The 22,243-nt window shown below is 33.6% G+C and carries 21 protein-coding genes and 1 pseudogene; 10 read left to right on the forward strand and 12 right to left on the reverse strand.

Annotated features, from left to right (window positions below; translation table 11 throughout):
• Positions 1-1,172: 1,172 nt before the first annotated feature.
• Positions 1,173-1,652: a hypothetical protein gene (locus OMO38_RS19675; protein WP_264751885.1), complete on the reverse strand. Its 480-nt coding sequence runs from the start codon at positions 1,650-1,652 to the stop codon at positions 1,173-1,175.
• Positions 1,653-1,883: 231 nt separating this feature from the next.
• On the opposite strand from OMO38_RS19675, the gene OMO38_RS19680 reads away from it, so the two are divergent.
• Positions 1,884-2,318, forward strand: coding sequence for a helix-turn-helix domain-containing protein (locus OMO38_RS19680; RefSeq protein WP_264751886.1), 435 nt, complete (start codon positions 1,884-1,886; stop codon positions 2,316-2,318).
• Between the two features lie 44 nt (positions 2,319-2,362).
• Entirely contained in the window at positions 2,363-2,686 is a 324-nt protein-coding gene (locus OMO38_RS19685; RefSeq protein WP_264751887.1) for a helix-turn-helix domain-containing protein, read from the forward strand.
• A 2,002-nt stretch (positions 2,687-4,688) separates the two neighbouring features.
• Here the strand turns inward: OMO38_RS19685 and OMO38_RS19690 are convergent.
• The 4 genes from OMO38_RS19690 to OMO38_RS19705 all read right to left on the reverse strand — a co-directional run bounded on the left by OMO38_RS19690 (position 4,689) and on the right by OMO38_RS19705 (position 8,732).
• Entirely contained in the window at positions 4,689-5,282 is a 594-nt protein-coding gene (locus OMO38_RS19690; RefSeq protein ID WP_264751888.1) for a hypothetical protein, read from the reverse strand.
• A 74-nt stretch (positions 5,283-5,356) separates the two neighbouring features.
• Entirely contained in the window at positions 5,357-7,324 is a 1,968-nt protein-coding gene (locus tag OMO38_RS19695) for an RCC1 domain-containing protein (protein WP_264751889.1), read from the reverse strand.
• A gap of 2 nt (positions 7,325-7,326) precedes the next feature.
• Positions 7,327-8,004, reverse strand: coding sequence for a hypothetical protein (locus OMO38_RS19700; RefSeq protein WP_264751890.1), 678 nt, complete (start codon positions 8,002-8,004; stop codon positions 7,327-7,329).
• A gap of 128 nt (positions 8,005-8,132) precedes the next feature.
• Positions 8,133-8,732 carry a hypothetical protein gene (locus OMO38_RS19705; protein WP_264751891.1) on the reverse strand — a complete coding sequence of 200 codons (600 nt, stop codon included), beginning with the start codon at positions 8,730-8,732 and terminating at the stop codon, positions 8,133-8,135.
• A gap of 982 nt (positions 8,733-9,714) precedes the next feature.
• Here OMO38_RS19705 and OMO38_RS19710 point away from each other — a divergent pair.
• The 6 genes from OMO38_RS19710 to OMO38_RS19735 all read left to right on the forward strand — a co-directional run bounded on the left by OMO38_RS19710 (position 9,715) and on the right by OMO38_RS19735 (position 14,351).
• Positions 9,715-9,951: a hypothetical protein gene (locus OMO38_RS19710; RefSeq protein WP_264751892.1), complete on the forward strand. Its 237-nt coding sequence runs from the start codon at positions 9,715-9,717 to the stop codon at positions 9,949-9,951.
• Positions 9,952-10,742: 791 nt separating this feature from the next.
• Positions 10,743-11,111: a response regulator gene (locus OMO38_RS19715; protein ID WP_264751893.1), complete on the forward strand. Its 369-nt coding sequence runs from the start codon at positions 10,743-10,745 to the stop codon at positions 11,109-11,111.
• Positions 11,112-11,497: 386 nt separating this feature from the next.
• Entirely contained in the window at positions 11,498-12,448 is a 951-nt protein-coding gene (locus OMO38_RS19720; RefSeq protein ID WP_264751894.1) for an alpha/beta fold hydrolase, read from the forward strand.
• A gap of 10 nt (positions 12,449-12,458) precedes the next feature.
• On the forward strand, positions 12,459-13,352 hold the full coding sequence (locus OMO38_RS19725; RefSeq protein WP_264751895.1) for an NmrA family NAD(P)-binding protein: 894 nt from the start codon (positions 12,459-12,461) through the stop codon (positions 13,350-13,352).
• 310 nt (positions 13,353-13,662) lie between these two features.
• Entirely contained in the window at positions 13,663-13,818 is a 156-nt protein-coding gene (locus OMO38_RS19730; protein ID WP_264751896.1) for a hypothetical protein, read from the forward strand.
• Positions 13,819-13,823: 5 nt separating this feature from the next.
• Positions 13,824-14,351 (forward strand): GNAT family N-acetyltransferase, encoded by a 528-nt coding sequence (locus OMO38_RS19735; RefSeq protein WP_264751897.1) that lies wholly within the window; start codon positions 13,824-13,826, stop codon positions 14,349-14,351.
• A 790-nt stretch (positions 14,352-15,141) separates the two neighbouring features.
• On the opposite strand, the gene OMO38_RS19740 is transcribed toward OMO38_RS19735, so the two are convergent.
• From OMO38_RS19740 to OMO38_RS19750, 3 genes are all read right to left on the reverse strand, one after another.
• Positions 15,142-15,549, reverse strand: a complete 408-nt coding sequence (locus OMO38_RS19740) for a hypothetical protein (RefSeq protein WP_264751898.1) — start codon at positions 15,547-15,549, stop codon at positions 15,142-15,144.
• An 18-nt stretch (positions 15,550-15,567) separates the two neighbouring features.
• A complete protein-coding gene (locus OMO38_RS19745) occupies positions 15,568-15,786 on the reverse strand; it encodes a TetR/AcrR family transcriptional regulator (protein WP_264751899.1) in 219 nt (72 codons plus the stop codon).
• 346 nt (positions 15,787-16,132) lie between these two features.
• Entirely contained in the window at positions 16,133-16,798 is a 666-nt protein-coding gene (locus OMO38_RS19750; protein WP_264751900.1) for an SOS response-associated peptidase, read from the reverse strand.
• A 62-nt stretch (positions 16,799-16,860) separates the two neighbouring features.
• Between OMO38_RS19750 and OMO38_RS19755 the strand changes: the two genes are divergently transcribed.
• On the forward strand, positions 16,861-18,117 hold the full coding sequence (locus OMO38_RS19755; RefSeq protein WP_264751902.1) for a Y-family DNA polymerase: 1,257 nt from the start codon (positions 16,861-16,863) through the stop codon (positions 18,115-18,117).
• Complete coding sequence (locus tag OMO38_RS19760; RefSeq protein ID WP_264751903.1) at positions 18,114-18,575, forward strand: LexA family protein; 462 nt, start codon at positions 18,114-18,116, stop codon at positions 18,573-18,575. The genes OMO38_RS19755 and OMO38_RS19760 overlap by 4 nt, the downstream gene beginning before the upstream one ends.
• 1,095 nt (positions 18,576-19,670) lie before the next feature.
• Here OMO38_RS19760 and OMO38_RS19765 read toward each other — a convergent pair.
• The 4 genes and pseudogenes from OMO38_RS19765 to OMO38_RS19775 all read right to left on the reverse strand — a co-directional run bounded on the left by OMO38_RS19765 (position 19,671) and on the right by OMO38_RS19775 (position 22,183).
• Entirely contained in the window at positions 19,671-19,895 is a 225-nt protein-coding gene (locus OMO38_RS19765) for a DUF1593 domain-containing protein (protein WP_264751904.1), read from the reverse strand.
• Positions 19,896-20,038: 143 nt separating this feature from the next.
• Entirely contained in the window at positions 20,039-20,476 is a 438-nt protein-coding gene (locus OMO38_RS20370; protein ID WP_406567340.1) for a nucleoside hydrolase-like domain-containing protein, read from the reverse strand.
• A 318-nt stretch (positions 20,477-20,794) separates the two neighbouring features.
• Positions 20,795-21,142 carry a winged helix-turn-helix transcriptional regulator gene (locus tag OMO38_RS19770; RefSeq protein WP_264751905.1) on the reverse strand — a complete coding sequence of 116 codons (348 nt, stop codon included), beginning with the start codon at positions 21,140-21,142 and terminating at the stop codon, positions 20,795-20,797.
• A gap of 15 nt (positions 21,143-21,157) precedes the next feature.
• A pseudogene (locus OMO38_RS19775) lies at positions 21,158-22,183 on the reverse strand (LLM class flavin-dependent oxidoreductase).
• Positions 22,184-22,243 lie beyond the last annotated feature (60 nt).

The raw sequence follows: 22,243 nt of genomic DNA on the forward strand, positions 1-22,243 counted from the left end.
ATATTATACAGGGTTTTATAGTAAAATTCTGTGAAAAATTAATGGAAAAAAAAAAAATATGATTACATAATAATCATAGATAATTAATTATCAATACTATTACATTATCAATTAATATAATATGATGTATAATTACACAGCATAATTGATTTTTTAAAATATGATATTGTATATTTTTAATTTATTTTTAATTTTGAGATATCTCAATGAAGCTTATGGTCATGTCTCAAGCAATATGCTGGCGATTAGAAAAAATGACAAAAGCGATAAACCAAATCTTGAAATAATGAAAGTATCTAATTGTAGTATCGCTAAAGCAACTGCCTATAGCATTATCGGATTAATGATCTTTATATCAATCTGCATAATAATTAACAGTCGTACCCTGATTGACTCTATGTTAATCTTAACGATTATTCTACTAATTTTTGCACTAACAAAAGTGAAGATGATAGTTTATGAATTTTCAGGGGGATGCGTTACAATCAGGAAAACATATCCGTTTAGTAGTAAAAAATTCATTAGGCCGGAAATAGAATTCCCGCAAAATTATATTAAAGATTACAATGTTAGGCACAACATAATTTTAGGGTCACTTATATTAAAAGTACATTCAAAAAGAAAAAAAATTATTCTGTTAAGGTTGGACTATTCGGATTTAGCTATAATCAGCGAAAGAGCATAACTTCGTCATTACAAAACATTTTTATCTCAAAATAATTCGACTTCTTTCATATAATGACGGTATGAGATAGTATAGTTTTTACTTTCCAAGATTCTCTTTACAGGTGAAACATTTAAAGACAAAGAACTTAATAATTATATTTTTACAGCATTCCAATAGTATAATTAAATATTGGAATTTTTTTTCGTGTACAGAAGCTAGCATTATAAAGGTTGACTGTTACCGCACATAAGAAATTATGGTAGCAATGGACCCTCAAAATCGAATAAGTTGCTGATAGATTTGAAACCGCACCATACAGCTCAATAAAGGCTTTCATTTAATTTCTACAGATGATTGCATAAAAAAAGAGCAGAAAAAATTTCCTGCTCAGAAAGATTGTATCAACAATTGTTAATGACTTAAATTTAAGAAAAACATCAGAGATATACAATTAAAAATCCATTATTTAAACATTTAACCAATAAATAGCTATTATTGCACACGGCTAAGATTCTTCTCTCAATATATTTACTTTTTTATTCTTGTTTTCCATTACCGAGCGCAATGAATCCGTCTTCGCTTTATTTTTATCATCCACTTTCATTTTTGATTTGGCCATCTTAGACTCTTGTTCCGTAAACGTCATAATTTCACGACTCTCACCATTCTTATTAAATGTGATTTCTGTTTTTTTATCCCGTATAATTTTATCCGTGGTAATTTGCTTGTTGAAAGCTCCATCCGTTGATGTGATGACAGCCCCCCCTTTCAAAGTGATTTCAGCCTTTGGAGTTTCTTTGGGATTTTTGAGAGATTGAGCCATTACAGAACCACTTATTAAATAGAAAAAGAACAGTGCCCCGAAAATTATTTTATTTATTATCTGTGAACGAAAATGATGATGCATATGTTGTTGAAGAATTGTTATCGATGAGATGTTATTGAAAATTCTGGCAAATATATCAAGAAATATGATTCTAATCACAAACAATGCACAGTTTTAATATTAATTAATTTTAGATTCACAGAATTTGCACCAAAAGAATAGTATAACAATTTGATGTAAATATTATGAATTTACTCTGCTTCAGAAATTAATCAGCACGTCCTACTCCATTACCGTAGTATAAAACATAACATTATTTCAAATTAAAATTATACAGAAATATTATAATATTATTATTATTTTTATACCATAATACTTCAAGATAATACGATGAATGAATATTTAAAGGAGATACATATTGGAAGCTTTATCAAGCAGGCAGTATACGAAAAAAATATCGATGCTGTGCGAATATGTAACTTTCTTGATTGCTCTCCAGATGAGCTTGTAGAAATGTATGAAAGTGATGAGATCAGCACAAAAAAATTACTTCGATGGAGCAAATTGTTAGAATACGATTTTTTTAGACTGTACACATACCATCTTCTTCTCTATACGCCTAAAATGACGGTTGCTAAAAGGGGACAGAAAACACGCTCTCAGTTACCTCAGTTGCGGAAAAACTATTACAGCATTGAGATAATCAATTTTATGGTTGAGATGATTGAAAAGAAAGAAATGACCATTCCCGAAATCTTGGAAAGATATAATATCGCTAAAACGACCCTTTACAGATGGATAAATAAGTCTAACAAACCGACTTAATTGTCATTTCAAGACAAAAAATTATTAACTTTTAATTTATTTGAATGAATACAGAAGGAGCAAATTACAAAGCGATATATACTGATCTGATACTAAAGAAATTTCCTGAAAAAATGGAGATTTGCAAAACTCTTCTTAATAAAAAAAAATTATCAACACTCGACGCGATTAAAATTAATCAAATTCTCTTTCCTCAGTCTTCGCTTGATGTGGAGCGAAGTAACCAAAAACATAAATCTTATAAAGAAGAAGATATTAAAGAAATTTTAAAATATCAAGAAGACAATTGTTTAAACATCACCCAACTTGCTTTAAAGTTTAAACTCAGTAGGAATACCGTAGCGAAATGGAGAAAGAAATTTCTTTAAGATCAGCAATCACTGAAAATTTATGATCACTAAAAAATATATGCCTACATTTAGTTGGAAATTTCCTTAATTGAAAAGGAAGCTGGCCCCTGCCCTTCTAAAACTCCTACATTCACTAGTGAACCCCCTATCGATCCAAAAGAAATCCTATCACTGGCTAGAAATTGATAAAAAGAATTAATGGTGGCGGTAGTGTTAAGGGTTGATGCTACAATGGCATTAACTCCATTAAAAGACCTACTGTCATCCAATGAATATACATTATACATTGGCTCTACTTTGAGCTATCGCAGCACTAGGAGTATTGGCTAAGACCAATACTTCAACACGAGAACCGTGTCTAAAGCTATGATAAATTTCATAGACCCTGTCCGATGGGATAATGTACTCATGTGTAGTCGCTTCAAACAAAGCCGCATTAACTATTTGTCGATCTAAACAAATTATTAAACTGACCAGTTCTGAATCTATTTGGATTGACAATAAATAGATTGGTTAAGCTCATCCCTAATGTCTTCTTTGCAACCGATATAGTAATATTAATCGCATTGCTCGAAAATACACTAAAGTTAATCTGTATGACCTCACTAGTAGGATCATTAAGACCTAAAACTGTGTAACTGGCAAACTTACTTGAAGTAGAGGCAAATCGGATTTTCAAAAGACCATTACTATCCAACGTAGCAGATGGCGTATTATTATTAATAGCTACATTTTCCGTTTGACTAAAAGACATAGAACTAAACCTTTTTAAGCTTAAAAAATTAAATTTAAATTTCTTGATTTAATAATTTAGCAATTGTTATGAAAAATGTAATTATAATAAAATATAGATTATACAAAATGTTTATTATTATAACAGATTGCGAAGTGTTCTTTGACACTTTTTTATGATGCATTTATCGTAATTAACGATTTTTGGATTATTAAAAAGATATTTTTTAAATTCTTATTCTCAAAAAACAACTTCTTAAGATCCTAAATTCAAGAATTGACTCAGTTAAAGATTTTAGGAGAAAGAATGTACTTTCTTTATTATAAAACATCCCCCCGATGTACTAATTTTCCAAATACTGGATATTAAGAGTAATTAAATGCAGTAGGAGGAACAATGTCAAAAGCGGCATGCAGAATTATTACAATAATACAAAAAACAGGCAAGCAAAACACAAATTAGCACTTTAAAAAGATGAAACATCACCCTAACCTGAGAACGACTTGAAATTTTTATATTAATAATAATTATTAGTTATAATTGGATTTTATTTTGAGACCAAGCACTAAGATTTAATTGTACATAAAATAAAAAAAATAAATAAAAACGAAATATAATTCTCTTATCATTGACAACACTTCTTAGCAACCTTACTATTATTGATAAATGTGCGCCGTTGTACATGTCAGACAATAATATCTATAGATCATTTTTTTAAAGACTAAAGGCGAATGATAACTGTTAAAAAAATTACAGTTAATCAGTAATATGCACCACAATTAATTTTAGAGATATTGAAACATTACCTGCCACTTTCTTCAGATTTTGCATTCACAATATTTTAAAGTGAATGATGGATGAATCTACAACCAAGCCTGACATCAGACGATTGTTGTGCAAGATTGTCACAATATTAAGGATTTTAGGAGATTTTTCGTGAACAGTTTGTGATAAATTGTATGGTAAATACATGCAGAAATTAATCGTTATTGTATTATGCTATAAAATTGATATTCTTCACTTGAGAAATAAGATGGAGACTGCATCATAATTTCTGGAAAAAACTTTGTTGAGTTCCAAATAGACATTGCGACAATTAGGTGAAAATCCACAGAGCCAGGTATGCATTTCTGGAGTATGGTAAAATAGAATTATTGATGTCAACTCTTATGAATCATATTTTAGGAATGATGCATAAAAACAACTACCGCAGAAAGAATTTCCTTCTACGGTAGTTAGTTGTAAATATAATCTTTATTGATAAAGTTATTAAAAGATCTTAGCAGATTATTGAGCAGCCCAATAAGTCCATTTTAGACCATTATATACAGCCAAACGTTTGTTTGTTCCATTAATATAGACCATCATTCCTGGAGTAGGATCTTTAATGTCATTGGTAGTAGCTACATGAGGTAATACCATAACTTTTGTTGTAGATTCTAATACTAATACACCATCAGCAGTGGAAGTATCAGCTCCAATAATAGTTTTTGCAGCAGTCTCTTCGGTCACTGCACCTACTCCTGTGGACGGAGGTTGTAGGCTCATAAAGGTTGTCAGATTTGCAACGTTTCCAGCGCTTAAATCTACCCAACCACTGACATCTGCGTTAGCGTTGCTAGGAGCATAGAATCTGACCTTTGCTTGTGTAGAGTTACTTACGCTAGCGTCCAATAACATAGTTCCTGGAGTGACGTTTGGCGCAACCGGTAATGTTCTCACGGACGGTAGTATAAAACCCTTATTGAGACCTGCTTCAAATTCTAGAAGTACAGCTGCTTTATTGTTTGCCGGTGCGGTCCCGTTTGTTCCGCCAAGAATAATTTGAGAATAACTAAATACCGCAATATTCAGAAATATCGTTGTTATTATTTTTTTCATTTTGTTAAATATAATTTAAAAGTTAGACATTCGTAGGTGGATGAACTCACCACACCTTAGTTTACCCTATTAAGTTACTGACAGCTTGGAATATTAAAGCATTTCCAATCACCTCCTGAATATATCTTTAAACAATTAACAGTTGTATCATATGAAATCATTCCCTCAACAGCATTTCCAGCCGATTTTATAGCATCCAATTGCGCAGTTGTCATCCTTGTCAATACAAATCCTTTCGTATTAGACTCCAATGCTATGTGCCCAGATTTTCTAACTAATGGCCAATTTGTATTTTGAACTCCTGCTCTTTTTAACAATGTGATTCCAAATTTGGTGTCGTGGTTCGTACCTCCTGTTGCAGCATCATTAAAACAAGCACAAGAAAAAATACCAGAGTCTCCTGGAGCATAGTATGCAACAGTTACGATAGACCCAATAACTCTACACTTCCCAGACGCAACAGTAAAAAACGCATAATACGTTCCCGGACCTACTGCTGAGACATTCGTTATTACAGCACTAGTTGGATCATTTGATACATGCCATTCTACCTCGCTAGGATTTTGTTCTTGAACAGCGTTATTAAGATTGGCAGTCTGATTTTGACATATTTTTAAATTTTGAATTTTTGGTCCTAAATCTGTACCGCAAACAAATAATATCGATGTCGAGTATGAATAGGTTGCGACGTTGGCATTAGTCGACGTTCCGTCACCCATACTTCCTGAAACTTTATGACCAACATATCCGTAACTTTGTGAACATTTTTTAATGTTTATAGTTGTGTGACCGCCAGTTTCAACTGCAATAACGTCATCTGTTGTAGACAATCCATTGGTAGCAGTAGACTGACCCGGCATATATATGGTATCATAGTAAGCAGTAGAAGTTGCTTGCCCTAGCATATTACCACTATTTGATCCCCATGCCCAAAGCTTGTTAGCACCTGTCAAAATATTGATTGCGGCAGAATTTGCCCAAGTTGAGTGCTCGTTCGGAGAAATATACACCACATTTTCTAAATTTCCAACACCCTGACCATTTTGGTCTGTTATCTTTTGAGGCTGAACCCAAACTGTTCTTGTCGTTAATGTACCATCTCCAAGCTGTCTATTACTGTTATCACCCATACAATACAATTTGCCATCAGTAGCCAATAGGTAATATGATTGAGCAGTTCCATTTTGAGTCATTCCGATCATTTTAGGGACGGCATTAGTCGGGACTGACATTTCCGTTGCAAATGTTCTTGTCTGTGCAGCACCACTGTTAATATATGTGCCTGTTCCCCAGGTGTAAATTCTTCCTGTGGAAGTCAGTGCATATAAAGCATTAGGTGTTCCTCGGACAGCAACCACACTTGTTAAGTTTGGATTCCCTGTAGCATTAGTTTTAACACGATGCCAAATAATATTATTGGCAGCATCTTGTGTTGTTCCATCTCCATTTTTTGATCCTATAGCTGATAATACCCATGCATCACCTGTACATGTTACAATGGCCAAAGTAAGTGTTGAACCAAACATCATTTTCACATCAGCAGGATTAACACCAGGGGGCAAACCATCTGCCTTTCCATTAACAGTGATTTTACTAAAAACTGCAGAACTTTTAATTGTACTACTAAGTAAAGTATTTGGAGTTCCCCAAACATACAATCCATCAGTAGTCAAAATTGTAAATTGAGAAGCGTTACTTTCGTTACTACCTGCTGCCATACGTAGAATTGTTCCGGTGTAATTAAAATTTGCAGTACCAGTACCAGGTGCAATGACTGTTGGAGTTAGCAACGCCGATGTACCATCGCTACCACTTTGCTGCCCCCACACTTTGAACGTACCGTCCCTTTCCTTAGCCATTGTGGAGTGAAATATAGATACTAAATTGTCGTACTCTAATGTGTTTGGATTTGAGCTGTACACGAAAGTATTATTGTTACAACCTGAAGTACAATTACCCTGAGCACTCAATGACTGGACTCCAATACTGAAAAGCAACACAATAACAGATGAAAAAGTGTTTATATAATTTCTGAAAATCATTGTTAAATTTTTTGTGTTAAACTATACGACTGTGTTTGATTGTTGATATCCTTAAAATCCAACATAATCATGTTACCTTTTTCAGCAGTTCCTTCAATTATAAATTGTAACGTATTTACGCCCTGTTTAAGTTCAAATTTTCCACCTTTGAGTTTTCCTACGATTGTTGTTCCCACACCAGCACTTGTCATCTGATGATCGTATTTTACTTTTGCATTATCAAAAGAATTATAAATTGCATTAATGCTCACAATAATTCCGTCTGAAGCTTGTCCCCCTTTAATGTCCCTTGAAAATTTCAGTGTAGAAAAGTCAAAATCTAGACTTTTGGAGGATACATTAATATTGATTTTTGAAGGAAATTGGTTGTGATCGTTTGTTTGTCCAGTACCTAATTTTTTTTCATTAATTAATACCGTGTAGAGTCCCGGCTGTTTTACTTTTTGATTGTTAATAGAACCAAAACCACTACTTTCAATTTGACCTTTTTCATTTCGCATTTCCCACTTAACATCATCATTAAGAAAGTAGTTAAGCGGATGACTGTATGCGATCGTGATCGATTCCTCCCGTTGATCATCTGAATGAGCGGCATTTTGAGCAAAAATTAAGTTCCCCGCTAAAATGAGCATAAGCGCTAGACCTCGAAATGGTGATAAAAATAAAATATATTTGTTCATTTTTTTATCGAATTATTTGTTAAATTAATCTTGTTTCAACAACTTTTTAAAGCCGTTTACTTTATAAATATCGAATTGAGCGATTGTTAACACTACTACTGTGAAAAGAGATCGCTTTTTACTAAAATCTAATTCAAGAATATTGGTGGAGGTCTAACTCTTAAAATATTTAAAATCTTTTTCTGGATTGGTGCTAAATAATTTATCAGTACAAATAGCACCACCGAAATCAAGAAGTTACTAACAAGTATAATAGCAGTTGCAATTGCACTTTTATTATGATCATTAGAAATTATAATACTGAAAAGATTATTGACTTCATTTTTGCCACGATGCACATTTTCAGCAGCATTTTTATAAAAGTAGAGCGTTTTTGGGGTCCTGACCTCAGTATTTTCTTTTACTGATTTTGCAGGTGTTTTTTTTCTGAAATTTTTCTTATAGTTCCTGGTGTTGGATTTATTTTTGTCAATTATTTCAGCGTTGTAAATGGAATTATCAGCATTGAATAATTTTGCACCACCTTTAATATATATAACTCCTTTAGACTGCACTTGAAGCTTTGCAATTTCTTCAGAATTGTGTACATCTGTTTGCTTTCTGATATTTTGATCTAATGGTTGGGAAAATGAAAAAGCAAAAATTAGGTAAAAGATATGACAGAAAACTTTGCCCGAATAATAAATACAGGTGTTTTTGTAAATAGTTAAGTAGTTTTTTTTCTGCAATACTTTATGAATGAATAACTCGATCGGAAAGATTTTCAAACCACAAAAGTAATAAAATATTATGTTAAAATTATTAAGGGCAAAATATTCACAAATTTGTAATAGTCAATATTTAAACGGAAGATTATCCAGCTGACAGAAAGTGATATATAAAAATATGCTCGAATATTATTTAGTAAAAACAAATAGTCTATAAATGTTATTGAAAGATGTTGTAAAATCTGCTTAGTCACCAAGCAAGTACTTTGTTAAAAGTTTGGAAAATGAAATAAATTTAAGTCATTTAAGACTATAAATTAAGTAAAAACTGTTTAGGATTAAATCTTTGCAATTACATGCAAACTTGAAGATTGAAGTTTCATTTGTATTCAGCTACACTTATATAGGTGATATTGACGCTTTAACAGATAATTATAAAGGTAAAAATCCTACAGAATGACGGATGGGTAGATAGACAATTGATAGACAACTACTTAATTTACAAACTTCTAAGATACTTTTGATTTTTTTACCGAATCTTTGACTTGCGCTCATTTATATACAAGACATCCTTATAATGACGTTGAAGAACAAACTGTTTTTACTATGCATATCAACATTCTTATCGACTCAAGTAACTACCGTCTGAAAATCCAAATTTCTTTATACCATTCAATATGTAAAAATTCATAAGTAAAAGGTCTTTTTTAATAAGCTCATTTTGTTAAGCTGCATGTAAGTTTGCGATATTAATTTAATTGAATTCATCATAATTGCAGTGTAATTAAAACATCTGTTACATAGTAACTATTCCAATAAATATTTACCGCATGTAATCACTAATGTTTGAATATGTAAAGAATTTTTTTTATCTGAACCGAAATTACTGCTTAGTTATGATAACAATATTATATTATAAGTACCTGTTAAAAAGTGTTTTTTCAAAACTAACTGGTTTAGTATCAAAAAAAATAGAAGTTGAAATAAAAAAGAGATTATTAAAATGAATTATCAGCAAGCGCTCGAACGAACCTTAAGACTAAAAAATTTTGCCCAAGAATTTAATTTGAGTGATAGTGTCCGTTATATTGTTGTGCCTAAAAATCAAAATGAAATGACGAAATTTTTAGATAACAATTTTACTTTTAACGACGATCAGGATTTTGAAAAATGCATTCAGTTTTCTTCTGACAATGATTTTCAAGTTTACAGATTAGAGTTGACTGAAAAAGATGAATAGCATAGTGCTAATGAGTAAAATATTTCATTTAAAGATTGATACAGATGTAAAGTACTTCCTTATGCTTAATTTTTTTTCTACAAACATTTTTTGAAAAACTAGAGTTCGCTAACCAGCATTTAAAAGGATGGTACTTCAAACAGATTTTTGATTCGAAAACATATTTTCATACAGATCCAAACTTTCAAAATTTGAAGAATTACTATAATACACCTGACCCAACAGAAGTGTTATAATTTTTGCTCTCAAGGCAACAAACTCGTCAGACTTCAAAATATTAAGCTACTAAAGTAATTCTAAAGATTCTATAAGCGTCTTTTCTCCTCCATAAGGCAGGGATCATGTAAGATTTTTAGTTTAAGAATTACCACGACTATAACATTATTTTGATTCGTTAAGTCATAATCAATGTAATCATTCGCTGATGTGAGTTGGTTTGACATATGTAATCCGTACTGGTACTATGACCGGCTTAGAAGTTTTTCCAGGACTTTTAACCGCAACGACAGAATTTGAGTAGTATTATTTAAATCTTTATAAAATGCTTTCTAGCTGGTGCGATTAAAAAAATTATTAAAAAGACGTGGTGAAATTATGAGTCAAAACAAAAGACCGTTATCAACAATTTTCATTTTTGGATTTATAACTAATCTTCAAGATGATATATAGTAGAGTGTATATTTTTTACAACCTCTATTTGAACAATTTAATTTACTACATTATCCAACTATACTCGTATTAACAGCATAACACTATTGCTGGCATAAGATTTGAAATTGCATGTGCTTATCATGAACAAAGAAAAAATTTTAATTTTTGAGGATGATCAATACATTACAGATATTCTTAAACTTGATTTCGAAAAAAGAGGTTTTATTACTCATTTCTCAATAACCTCTTTAGAGATTATCAGTCAAGTAAAAAACATTAATCCTGATCTCATTATCATGAATAATTATCTTCCACCGATTGGCGGAATCAGTGCGGTTAAAATTCTAAAAACTGATCTAGATCTATGTGATATTCCCATCATACTTTCAAGTGGAAAACAAAACGTAAGAGAAATGAAGTTAAGCTGTGGAGCTGACGAATATCTGCTTAAGCCTTTCAGTCTTCAACATTTATATAAACTTTTATCAAAATATCTAAAAAGTATCTAAGTACAAAAGACCGGCAAGCAATTTCTTCTTTTATTTGTAACGTCTCTGATCGTATTTTATATTGCATTTAGAACTTTGAAAATAATTCAATTTTTATTGATTATTTTTTGCCTTTGCTAAAATAAAAATCACATTACATCGTATGAAAAAATATATTGATTAATATTTCAACTATTTGAATCTTAATAAATGACTATTATAGAATGGTAATTTTGTCGTAAATTGCAAAATAATTAAATACTGTTCTAAAATCATTGCTTTCTTTATCAATTTTAATTGAAGAGTAGCAGGTTAAAAAACATTCATGGCAACAGCTATTTTATAGCTTAAAAGATACGGTTTAATAGGCATTTTAGGGCATAGGTTCGAGTCCCTCTCTATAATCTTTGTACCAAATTAAAATCGATCTGATCGACAATTCAAACATTACAGCAGACAAGTATTCTGATGCTGAATTGGTAAAGAATCTACCCGGCTTTGAAAATAAATACACAACCGTTAACCGTATCAAACTTCGTTATGTGGATGGCGGCAATGGAAAACCATTGATCTGTCTTCCCGGCTGGCCGCAAACCTGGTATTCATTACAACCCATAGCAATGCAATTGGCCAAACAATATCGTGTTGTTATTGTTGATCTTAGAGGTATGGGAACATCAGAAAAACCAGAATCAGGTTATGATAAAAAGACAATGGCTAAAGATATCCATCAGCTTGTTCTGCATTTAGGTTTTGACAAAGTTAGTTTGATGGGACATGACATTGGAGGAATGGTCGCGATGAGCTTCGCATTTAACTTTCCTGAATCTACAGAAAAACTGATTGTTCTTGATGGATCACATCCAAGCGAAGGAATGTATCAAATGCCGCTCATACCATCTCCTGGAACTTTCAATGAAAAGATGGACAGCGAAATGCCTTATGCTTGGTGGATGGGATTCAATCAGGTCAAGGGTCTGCCTGAACAATTGTTGGAAGGCAAATTTCATTTGCTGCAGGAATGGCTTTTTAATTACGTTATGATTGATGAAAGCAAAATGAAGGAACTTGAAAGGGCGGTTTATGCAGCAGCTTACGATGACAAAGACAGCATAAGGGCGTCCAATGCCTGGTATCAAACCTTTCATCAGTATATTGAGGATGCCAAGCACTATCAGCGATTGACGATGCCGGTCTTGGGAATTGGAAGTTACATCAGTTACAATTATATGAATTACGGATTGCCATTTGTTGCCACTGACCTACAGGTTGTCGGAATCACGGACAGCGGACATTATTTATTTGAAGAAAAACCACAGGAAGTCCTTGATATCGTACTACCCTTCTTAGCATCTTAAAAAAAGAAATATGAAAAGAACAATTTTAGTTGCAGGTGCAACAGGTAATTTGGGAAACAGAATTTGTAGAGAATTGATTCAACGAGGTGCCATCGTCAAAGCAATTGTTAGAGATTCAACCGACCTAGACAAGATTGAGGTACTTGAAAAAATGGGCGTTGAGGTGAGGATCATTGACTTAAACGATATTGATTCAATATCTGCTGAATGCATAGATGTTGACTGCGTAGTTTCTGCACTGGCAGGATTAGGAGATGTCATTATTGATCTGCAAAAAAAGATTTTAGACGGCGCCATAAAAGCAGATGTCCCAAGATTTATTCCTTCCGATTTCTGTACTGATTATAATAATTTGAAGGAAGGCCAAAACAGAAATTTCGATCTTAGGAGAACTTTTAAAAAGTACATTGATCAGTCGCCTATCAAGGCGTCATCAATTTTCAATGGTTGTTTTGCAGATATTTTGAAGTACAATACGCCAATTCTGAATCTGAAAGATCAAAGTATAGGCTATTGGGGAGAGAAAGCCGATTGGAAACTTGATTTCACAACAATGGATGATACCGCAGCTTTCACAGCAGAAGTTGCTTTGGACGATTCAGCGCCAAGAAATCTGCAGATCGCAAGTTTTCAGATCAGTCCAAAAATGATCCTTGATGATGTGAAAGAAATAACCGGCCAGGAATTTAATTTGCATCAACTTGCAACATTAGAAAGTTTTGCGGAATACATCAAGAAACAAAGAGCTGATGATCCGGCCGGTGAAAGCGAATTGTACGCAAAATTCCAACAGGGACAATACATGTACTCAATGTTCTCAACACAGCACAATCATCTTGCAAACGATCGTTATGAAAGTATTGTATGGACAGCAAGTATCGATTATTTAAAAACATTTTTATAATAATATTTCCTTAAAAATAATCCTTTGCCATCTGTCCGAAGTTTACAGAACTGGGACAGATGGACAAATGTTGTCAGCTATTCATTAAGATAACAAGGAGTTCACAGGATTTTATTAAGCGAGCCATTATAAAGACTATTGTTCAAAGTACGATTACAAAATATTATATTATTGGGTCCATAATATCTATAATCTGCAGGCTTAAAAAGAAGTTTTGCCAATTATAAGCATCTAAATATTCTTCTGTTATTCACATTAAGAACTTTATATAGATTAAAATTATCGTGGTCGTAAAATCAGTGAAAAAGTGATGATCGTACTGAAAGAAGAAGCTATCATGAACAGTTGCCTGAAAATAAAATGGAACATTGCGCCTTGGAATACATCCGGACAGAAATTTTCTGGGAAAATTGGTGCATCTGAGAAAAATGATTGGCTCAGTTACGAATGGAATAAAAAAAATTAACAGAAATGCAAAATTTACAATTAAGAAAAGCTGTAGAAACAGATCATATTAACTTACAAAACATTGGAAAGCTAACTTTTTTCGGAACATTCTCTGCAGACAATAGTGTACAAAACCTTAAAACATACTTAGAATCTGCATTCGCAACCGAGAAAGTCAAGAGCGAACTGTCAGATAAAAATTCTGAATTTTATTTCGCAGAGCTTGACAATAAGATCATCGGTTACCTAAAAGTGAATTTCGGAGATTCACAAACTGAGATCAAAAGTAAAAAATCGATTGAAATTGAAAGGATCTACGTATTGAAAGAGTTTCATGGAAAAAGCGCAGGACAAATACTTTACGAAAAAGCTATTGAAGTGGCCAAAGCACTGGAAGTAGATTTTGTTTGGCTTGGCGTTTGGGAAAAAAACCTTAGAGCAATTCGCTTCTATGAAAAAAATAAATTTACGCCATTTGATAAACATGTATTCAAATTAGGAAATAAAGAACAGATTGATATTATGATGAAAATGAAGCTTCTACACATTTAATTACCTGTAAGTAAGATCTTCCGGAGATTTACGCATAACAGTAAAAATCAGTCCTGACAAAGGTCACAGGCTTTTAACCTTAACTAACGGTTTTAAGTAGAGACTATTACTCTTTGCAATTTCTACTATTACGGTATTAGACATCAATTTATTGATAGGCAAAAACAAGATATATTAGCTTTTTCGCTATCAAACTGATAAGATACACGAGGCGCAAAACCACCTTTAAGCAAAACCAAACCTCATCAGACGGCTTCAGTTTAAAACCTTAAAATCTGAAGCAGCACTCAAAACCGTCCCAAAACCATATAAGTTTTTCAAGCGATCTGCTCACATTTCATAATAGCCTATAAGCTTATGTATATCTATATAATCTAAGGATTATAATTTTAATTAACTGCATTTGCTTCTTGTGAGGATTATGACTTTTCTATCCAGATTACCATTCAGGCAGGTAAAAGTAAAACTACAATCAATTCCATGAAAACAATAAGAAAGCACATTGAAAAAGTTTAAAATCTCTTTTTTGGAGGTTCTGTAATCTTCGATTACGGATATCCCAAAAGATTTTTTCTGCAGGGACCAAGAAATATATTTTGCTGTAGAAAATCAGTCAGCCTTACGAGGAAACGCGGCAGTAATTATTAGTGATTATTGTATATCAATAAATGAGAAAGAATCTCTTTTGCGAGATACAATAGTGCTAGAGCGAAAATACATTTTACTTCAATAAATTTACGTATAATTTTTTCCATCGCAACTATCCTTCTAACAGTTTCCTTTGTAAGATTTATTGATTGTGGACTTGTTTAGGCAAATCTTGCTGTTGAGTAAAAGCAAGGTCAACAAAATCTATCAGTGCATTTTTGATCATATCCCTCCCTTTCTCAGATTTAGTGTCTATACCACATAAATTGCTTGCGTTAGTGGATTCATTTAAAGAAAGCTGTATTATCCCTGCCTCTAAAATTGCAAATATAGCTCTGCCATTTTGCGATTTTACATTTGTTTTTGCGAACAGATCATCTCTCGAGACCTCTTTTGACTCAGCGATTCGTTTCAATAAGAGTCGATTTTCTGATAGTTGCCAGATAATTAATTTCTGTAGTTCTACATCATTTCTCAAATCATCATATTGATTAAGCATGGTTAATTTTATTAATTGCTTTTGTTCGTCACTATTGGTTGTATCTTCCACAGAATCACTAGAATTTTTCTAAAATTCTATCGATCTCAAATATTCATTAACCAATTTATCCGTGTCTCCAAAATATTCATAAATAAGCTTTTTGTCACAACCTGCAACTTTGGCTATTTTACTGACCATCAATCCCGTATAACCTTTATTCTTTAAAATTTCACCTACGGCTTTTAACAATTTTTTCTTGGTTTTTGCTTTATCGCTGATTGGACCTTGAACAATTTTTCTACTCATGTTATTAATTTTTGTACCTAATTAATATCCGTCTTTTCTTCAACTTTTATTTCTAGAATAGCTTTGTTTAAAATCATTTTAGGATTTTGATAAATGTAATACAAATAAAAAGGTCAAAATAAAGAATTTTATACTAAATTTAAAAATTATTAAGCATTTAAATACTGATCTGGAAATATAATCTAAAATCAGCACTCCGCAATCTCATTGATGCCACAACTAACATCACAATTCATCAGAAATTATCAAGATTGTAAACCTACATAATGACACAGTGAAAAAAGAAATTTTTTCGCTGGGATAATAATAAAAATAATATTTTCAGGATCACACAGCCAATAGTATGCTAGTCACTATTCTTCGCAGGCGAAAACAAATCAACGACTCCGGGTTCAATTTCTTCAGCAATGAGATCAGGGTCATACTTTGGAAATGAAAAGTCCATACGGTCTCTACCTTGCAGCCAGGCATTACCTGAATCTTTACTTAAGCATACAGGCATTCTTTTTTTTGTATTGTGGATTTTTGCCATCAGTTCGTTCGCCTCTGTTGTTACGATGCTGTAGGTCTTGTATTGATTACCTGTTCTAGCATGAGTCCAGATGCTGTAGATTCCTGCAAAGGACAATACATTATGATTCTTTAATCCTATTTGAAATTTTTTCCTTTCTTTTCCTTTCGAATCGAGCCACTGCCATTCATAAAATAAATGTGCAGGTATTAAACACCTGTTTTCTTCATAGTTTTTGTAGGATGCCTTTGTATCAATAGTCTCTATTTGGGCATTTAAAGTATTGGCTTTTTTGTAAAAGTCAGATTTAGCCCATGCAGGTAACAGTCCCCAGATTCCTGTGACAATTTCATCAGGTGCATCATCCATTATTATCGCAGTTCTGGGATGATCAAAACCACTCAATTCCGGCTGTAAGTAATATTCATTTTCAATTTCACACGCCGTATAATATTCTTCAAGCTGCTTCGCTGTAAACTGTGTGGAAAATCTGTAGCACATATGGTACGTTTTTCGGATTAATTTTTGTCTAACTTTACACCAAATTTCATTCCTTGATAATTATGTATGCTTTAGTTGACTGTAACAATTTCTACGCATCTTCCGAAAGAGCCTTTCAGCCGGAACTCAACGGAAAACCTGTTGTTGTTTTGTCGAATAACGACGGATGTGTAATTGCACGAAGCAACGAGGCTAAAGAAATTGGGATTAAAATGGGATTGCCGGCTTTTATGCTGAAGGAATTTGAGAAGAATAAGGATCTTCATATTTTTTCTAGCAACTATGAGTTGTATGATGACATGAGCAAAAGGGTCATGAATACACTCTCAGAGTTCTCTCCGGAAGTTGAAGTCTATTCAATAGACGAAATATTTTTAAAGTTTACCGGTTTCGACAATTATAATCTGCATGATTACGGTCAGAAGATGAGAACCACGATTCGCAAAAACTGCTGGCTTCCTGTCTCTGTGGGTTTTGCTCCAACCAAAGCTTTAGCGAAGGTTGCCAATAAAATTGCTAAGAAATTTTCTCACAGATGGAATGGTGTATACGTGATTGATACTGATGAGAAAAGAATCAAAGCTTTGAAATGGCTGTCTATAGAAGATGTTTGGGGAATTGGCCGGCAGCTTTCTAAGAAATTGGTTGGGTGGGGTTGCAAAACCGCTTATGATTTCACACAGCTCGATGATTACACCGTTCAGAAAGAATTGAGTATTGTTGGATTAAGGCTTAAAAAAGAACTTTCCGGATTAAATTATTTGGATCTCGAAGAGACTGATAGGAAAAAAGCAATTGCAACGACCAGAAGTTTTGCAAAAGATGAATACCTGTATGAAAATCTTTGTGAAAGAGTTTCAACATATGCCACCAGGTGCGCTGAAAAACTGAGAAGAGCAGGATCATACTGCAGCAAAGTTGAAGTATTTGTCATTACAAACCAGTTTAAAGTGCATGAAATGCAATACGCAAACAAGGTAGTTATCAGTCTTCCATTTGCATCAAATTCCGATATTACAATAGCTAAATATGCAAAGAAAGCTCTGGACATCATTTATAAACCAAATTACGGTTACAAGAAAACTGGTGTTGTTGTTCACGAAATTACTCCGGTACCATACAAACAGGGAAATTTATTTTTTAATGAAAGTCCAAAACATGAAAAATTGATGAAGGTTTTAGATCAGTTGAATATTTCCAAGATGGATCCGGTGGTAACTCTTGCCTCCAGTGATTTAAAGAAGAGAGAAAAAATGCTCCGGGAAAGGCTTTCAAAATGTTATACAACTAAGTGGAACGATTTAATTGAGATATCATGATTTTAAAGAAGGCAGAAAATATATTTAATGAAATAGAATTCTTTCCTGTAAAAAAGGATGGTGACAGGTTTTATGTTGAAGTGCATGATAATATTGCGAACGGCTTTCCCTCGCCTGCTGAAGACTTTTCGGGAAAAAGGATAAGTCTGGACGAAAAATTTCTTTCGAAACCGGAAGCTACATTCATTGGAAGAGCCAAAGGAATGTCAAACTACCCATATATAATGCCGGGAGATTTTATGATCATCAGATCCGATGAAGAAGCTGCAGATGGAAAACTCGTCATAGTGTACATGCCGGGAGAAGGCTTTTCAGCAAAGAAAATTGATTTGCAAAAAAACTGTCTGACACCACTAAACAAAGACTTTCCGGAAATAGCAATTGGTGCTGAAGAAATTATAGAAACCAGAGGCGTGGTAAAAACGATCTTTCGAGATATTGATTCACTAATTTTTTAGACTTATGGATTAAAAAAAAGAAACAACAGTTTTTCCACCAAACGTGGCATAATCGCCGTATGCAGTATCAGATAGAGATATCAATCCTTTATAATACACATGAAATTATGATGACGTAAATGAGAAAGTTTAATCTGTTAGTCTCAGAAGGCCGCAAAAAGTTTGCAAATTAAATGAGGATGAAATCTTTCCTCCTATTCGGTATTACAAAACCTACATTTAAATAAAAAAACTTTTTTTGCAATCAACAGTATACAAGTATAAATAACACATTAAGCACGATAATTTAATTTCGCTTCTTCAAGAATATGGCACTTTATCGCCCGGCGAAAGAATTAGTATTGAAAAGTATTTCATTCTTCAAAAATCAGAAAACAAAAAGTTTTAGTGGAAAAGAATTCTCCATATAACAAATTTTTTTTCATAAGCAAAGGTCTTTTACGAGCATATTATGCAATGATAAAGGTTCTGAAGCCACTAGGATGATTGCATGGTAAAGCCGATTTTTGACTACTTTAGATAGTTTTAAAAGTATGACAGTAAACTCTGAAACTATAGAATGATATAAAAATCTAATAAAACAAGATAGTGATAGTTAATAGAAAAGTCCGATATGAAGTATCATTTGGCATAAGCTTTCATATTAATAAAGCTGCTGAATTTTTTTTTTCAAGACCGGTCATGATACCGACTTACCGGCGATTCGATTTTGACAGAATTAAAAAAAGGTGTCCCAAAAATATTATATTAAGATTACTATTTTTCGTTCAGCCACATCCAGCGTTCAGCCTAATCCCTTAATATCTCACCACGCCATTTAGATACCGTTCTCCCACCCTGTATTTTACCAAAATACAGTAGCGGATCTTGTTTGTCTGTATACCAGTTTGATCCCAATCTGATAGTCTTTTTCATTTCGTTTGCCAGGCCATAGATTGGATACAGTAAGATGACCGATTATATTGTCCAGCTCTCTAATTTTTGATTTAAACTTGCAATTTAAGATTTCTGCCTTTTTTGAAATGTAACGAAGGGCATACTGCCCGTCACCTAATAATATCCCGGCCATTTTTGGACAGTTTTCCCATAGGGAAATTACAAATGGAATTGGATAGATTCCTTTTCGGCTTCAATTTTCGGAGCGGCAAATCTAAATTCCGAGATGTAACAGAAAGCCACACTTTCCGTAACCAATGAAGGACGTTTTAATATGATTCGGGAACTGTGCTTAAACTTTTTAAAACTGCCGCCCCAGCTTTCTTTTGTGGGGTCAACCGGATTTCCATCCAAGAGATAGAGCAGCGAAGGGGTGTCACCCATTTTAACTTCACCGTTTTAATACTGTTTAACATCCCTGCCTTGATAACTCTTATCATGAAGAAAATGATCATAGTAGCTCGAAGTTGATACATTATCGATCTCATTACTTTTTATAAATAATCCGTAGTAGGACGAGTTATTCTCTATAAACCAAAGATTTGGGAAATTTGCAACGATGTATGCATAACTGTTGGCACTCCACTTCTTATTGGGACCTCCGATCCAATATACCTTGATTTTTTTTGTATCTCGGGAGCGTCATGAAGTGCCTGTGCGAGATCCTCCAATCCCCCCCAGCATAAAACCCATAGTGGTTCAGTGCTTTTTTTTCTGGCTGATTTGACAATCAAGTAGGAACCTTCGGTCGTATTTGAGTAGCCTTTAAAAGAAACATTACCACGGTAACCCTGTTTTGTTACTGATCGGAGAAAGTCACTCTCGGCAAATCCTGACCGATGTTTTTTTAATTTTGGAAGGTCTTTCTGATAAAGATCGATCATTCTGAGAATTTTACCTTTACTTCCATCACCATAAGACGGCGAGGAAACCAGGCCTTCAATCAAAAATTTTTCGCTGTACATCTACAGATGCCTCATTGACTGGTTGTCTTCAGGATCTGTTCCTCCGATATCTGTACTGATAAGGATTCGAGGTTTGGACGGAACGTGCTTTTGTGCTGTGAGAAATATGCAATTAAATAAAAATAAAATGATGGTAAATTCTTTCATAGTTTAATTGTTTTATTGTGCTATCCACTGAGCACTTACCAGAAATTACTACTTCTCCGCAAGATTTTTGACAATTGCCAAAAAGATGTTGATATCAAATTAAATCTTTGAACAGATTTTTGGGCATGTACATTACACCGTTGCAAGGTTGATTTATAAAAGTTACCCGATCTATTTCTGAGAGATAATTTCTTTATGCCTGATTCCCCATTCTTTTAAAGCATAAATGATAGGAGATAACGTGTCGGCGTAGGGCTCAGACTTATAGATGATCTTTACAGGATAATCTTCTATAATGACTCTTTTGATCAATCTGTGATTTTCCAGATCCTTTAGCTCCTTTGCTAAAACTTTGGGTGTTATACCCTCAATACTGTCCTGGATATCAGTGAAACGCTCGTTACCTACACCGACAGAGATAATAATGGCCAGTTTCCATTTTCCATTGATCACTTCCAGAGCATCCTTTACAGGTTTCACTGTATTAAAACAATCGTTAAAAGGTTTTTTCTTAGTCATTTTATTTTTGATTTATTAAATACCAGAAGATCGTCCGCTATTGATCTCATCCATCAACTCAGCAAAAAGTTGTGCTGACATTATGCGGTCTTCCAGTGCAAAGATATTAGAAACCATAATAAGTTCATCAATCATTGTTTTTTGCACAAAATCTTCAACCTGTCTTTTTACCGTTTCTTTACTTCCTACGAATGAATATTTTAACATCTGATAAAGACTTGGGTGCTTTAAAATCTCTTTTAGGTCTTCCGTCATTTCTGTCGGAGGTTGGAGTGGTTATGAATTTCCTGTCAAAACTCCAAAAAACATTTTGATCAATGAGGTAAAAGATCGTTCCGCCTCTTCGTCTGTGTGAGCGATTATAATATTGACTCCTGCAATGGTATAAGGTCTAACCAATTCTTCAGACGGTTGAAATTCTTCACGGTAAATCGCCAAAGCCGAGTGAAGATGTGTGGATGCAAAATGACTTGCAAAAGCATATGGCAATCCTTTTGCAGCAGCCAGGTGGGCACTGTCAGTGCTTGATCCTAAAATGTAAATAGGGACATCAACTCCTTCAGCAATAGGAACTCTGACTGTACCGGTTTTATTATTTACTGAAAAGTATTTCTCTATTTTTTCCACTTCAGCAGGAAAGGAATGTGCTGCTTTCATAAAATCTGAACGAATAGCCTGTGCGGTCGGCATATCCGTACCTGGAGCTCTGCCTAATCCCAGGTCGATCCGGCCTGGATAGAGTTGAGCCAATGTTCCAAATTGTTCTGCAATGACCAGCGGCGAATGATTGGGAAGCATGATCCCCCCTGATCCTACCTTAATTTTCCGGGTATTCTCGGCAACGTATCCTATTAGGATAGATGTAGCACTGCTCCCCACCGATTCCGAGTTATGGTGTTCTGCGAACCAATATCTCGTGTAATTATTTTCGTCTGCAACCTTCGCCAGTGCCAGCGAATTGTTTAAAGTTTCTTTAAAATTACTCCCTTGCGGCACAACAGCAAGCTCTAAGATCGAATATGCTATATTTTGATTATCCATAATTTATTTTAATTAGATAGTGACCTGAATTCAGTTCGGACATGTTTTGATAAGTTGATC

This window comes from Chryseobacterium kimseyorum (genome assembly GCF_025971945.1).
GTDB classification, from domain to species: Bacteria; Bacteroidota; Bacteroidia; order Flavobacteriales; family Weeksellaceae; genus Chryseobacterium; species Chryseobacterium kimseyorum.

Bases quoted from the DNA above. Each gene is read 5' to 3' on its own strand.
- OMO38_RS19680 (WP_264751886.1), top strand. From the start codon at position 1,884: ATGAATGAATATTTAAAGGAGATACATATTGGAAGCTTTATCAAGCAG.
- OMO38_RS19685 (WP_264751887.1), top strand. From the start codon at position 2,363: ATGAATACAGAAGGAGCAAATTACAAAGCGATATATACTGATCTGATA.
- OMO38_RS19690 (WP_264751888.1), bottom strand. From the start codon at position 5,282: ATGAAAAAAATAATAACAACGATATTTCTGAATATTGCGGTATTTAGT.
- OMO38_RS19695 (WP_264751889.1), bottom strand. From the start codon at position 7,324: ATGATTTTCAGAAATTATATAAACACTTTTTCATCTGTTATTGTGTTG.
- OMO38_RS19700 (WP_264751890.1), bottom strand. From the start codon at position 8,004: ATGAACAAATATATTTTATTTTTATCACCATTTCGAGGTCTAGCGCTT.
- OMO38_RS19710 (WP_264751892.1), top strand. From the start codon at position 9,715: ATGAATTATCAGCAAGCGCTCGAACGAACCTTAAGACTAAAAAATTTT.
- OMO38_RS19715 (WP_264751893.1), top strand. From the start codon at position 10,743: ATGAACAAAGAAAAAATTTTAATTTTTGAGGATGATCAATACATTACA.
- OMO38_RS19725 (WP_264751895.1), top strand. From the start codon at position 12,459: ATGAAAAGAACAATTTTAGTTGCAGGTGCAACAGGTAATTTGGGAAAC.
- OMO38_RS19730 (WP_264751896.1), top strand. From the start codon at position 13,663: ATGATCGTACTGAAAGAAGAAGCTATCATGAACAGTTGCCTGAAAATA.
- OMO38_RS19735 (WP_264751897.1), top strand. From the start codon at position 13,824: ATGCAAAATTTACAATTAAGAAAAGCTGTAGAAACAGATCATATTAAC.
- OMO38_RS19745 (WP_264751899.1), bottom strand. From the start codon at position 15,786: ATGAGTAGAAAAATTGTTCAAGGTCCAATCAGCGATAAAGCAAAAACC.
- OMO38_RS19750 (WP_264751900.1), bottom strand. From the start codon at position 16,798: ATGTGCTACAGATTTTCCACACAGTTTACAGCGAAGCAGCTTGAAGAA.
- OMO38_RS19755 (WP_264751902.1), top strand. From the start codon at position 16,861: ATGTATGCTTTAGTTGACTGTAACAATTTCTACGCATCTTCCGAAAGA.
- OMO38_RS19760 (WP_264751903.1), top strand. From the start codon at position 18,114: ATGATTTTAAAGAAGGCAGAAAATATATTTAATGAAATAGAATTCTTT.
- OMO38_RS19765 (WP_264751904.1), bottom strand. From the start codon at position 19,895: ATGGGTGACACCCCTTCGCTGCTCTATCTCTTGGATGGAAATCCGGTT.
- OMO38_RS20370 (WP_406567340.1), bottom strand. From the start codon at position 20,476: ATGTACAGCGAAAAATTTTTGATTGAAGGCCTGGTTTCCTCGCCGTCT.
- OMO38_RS19770 (WP_264751905.1), bottom strand. From the start codon at position 21,142: ATGACTAAGAAAAAACCTTTTAACGATTGTTTTAATACAGTGAAACCT.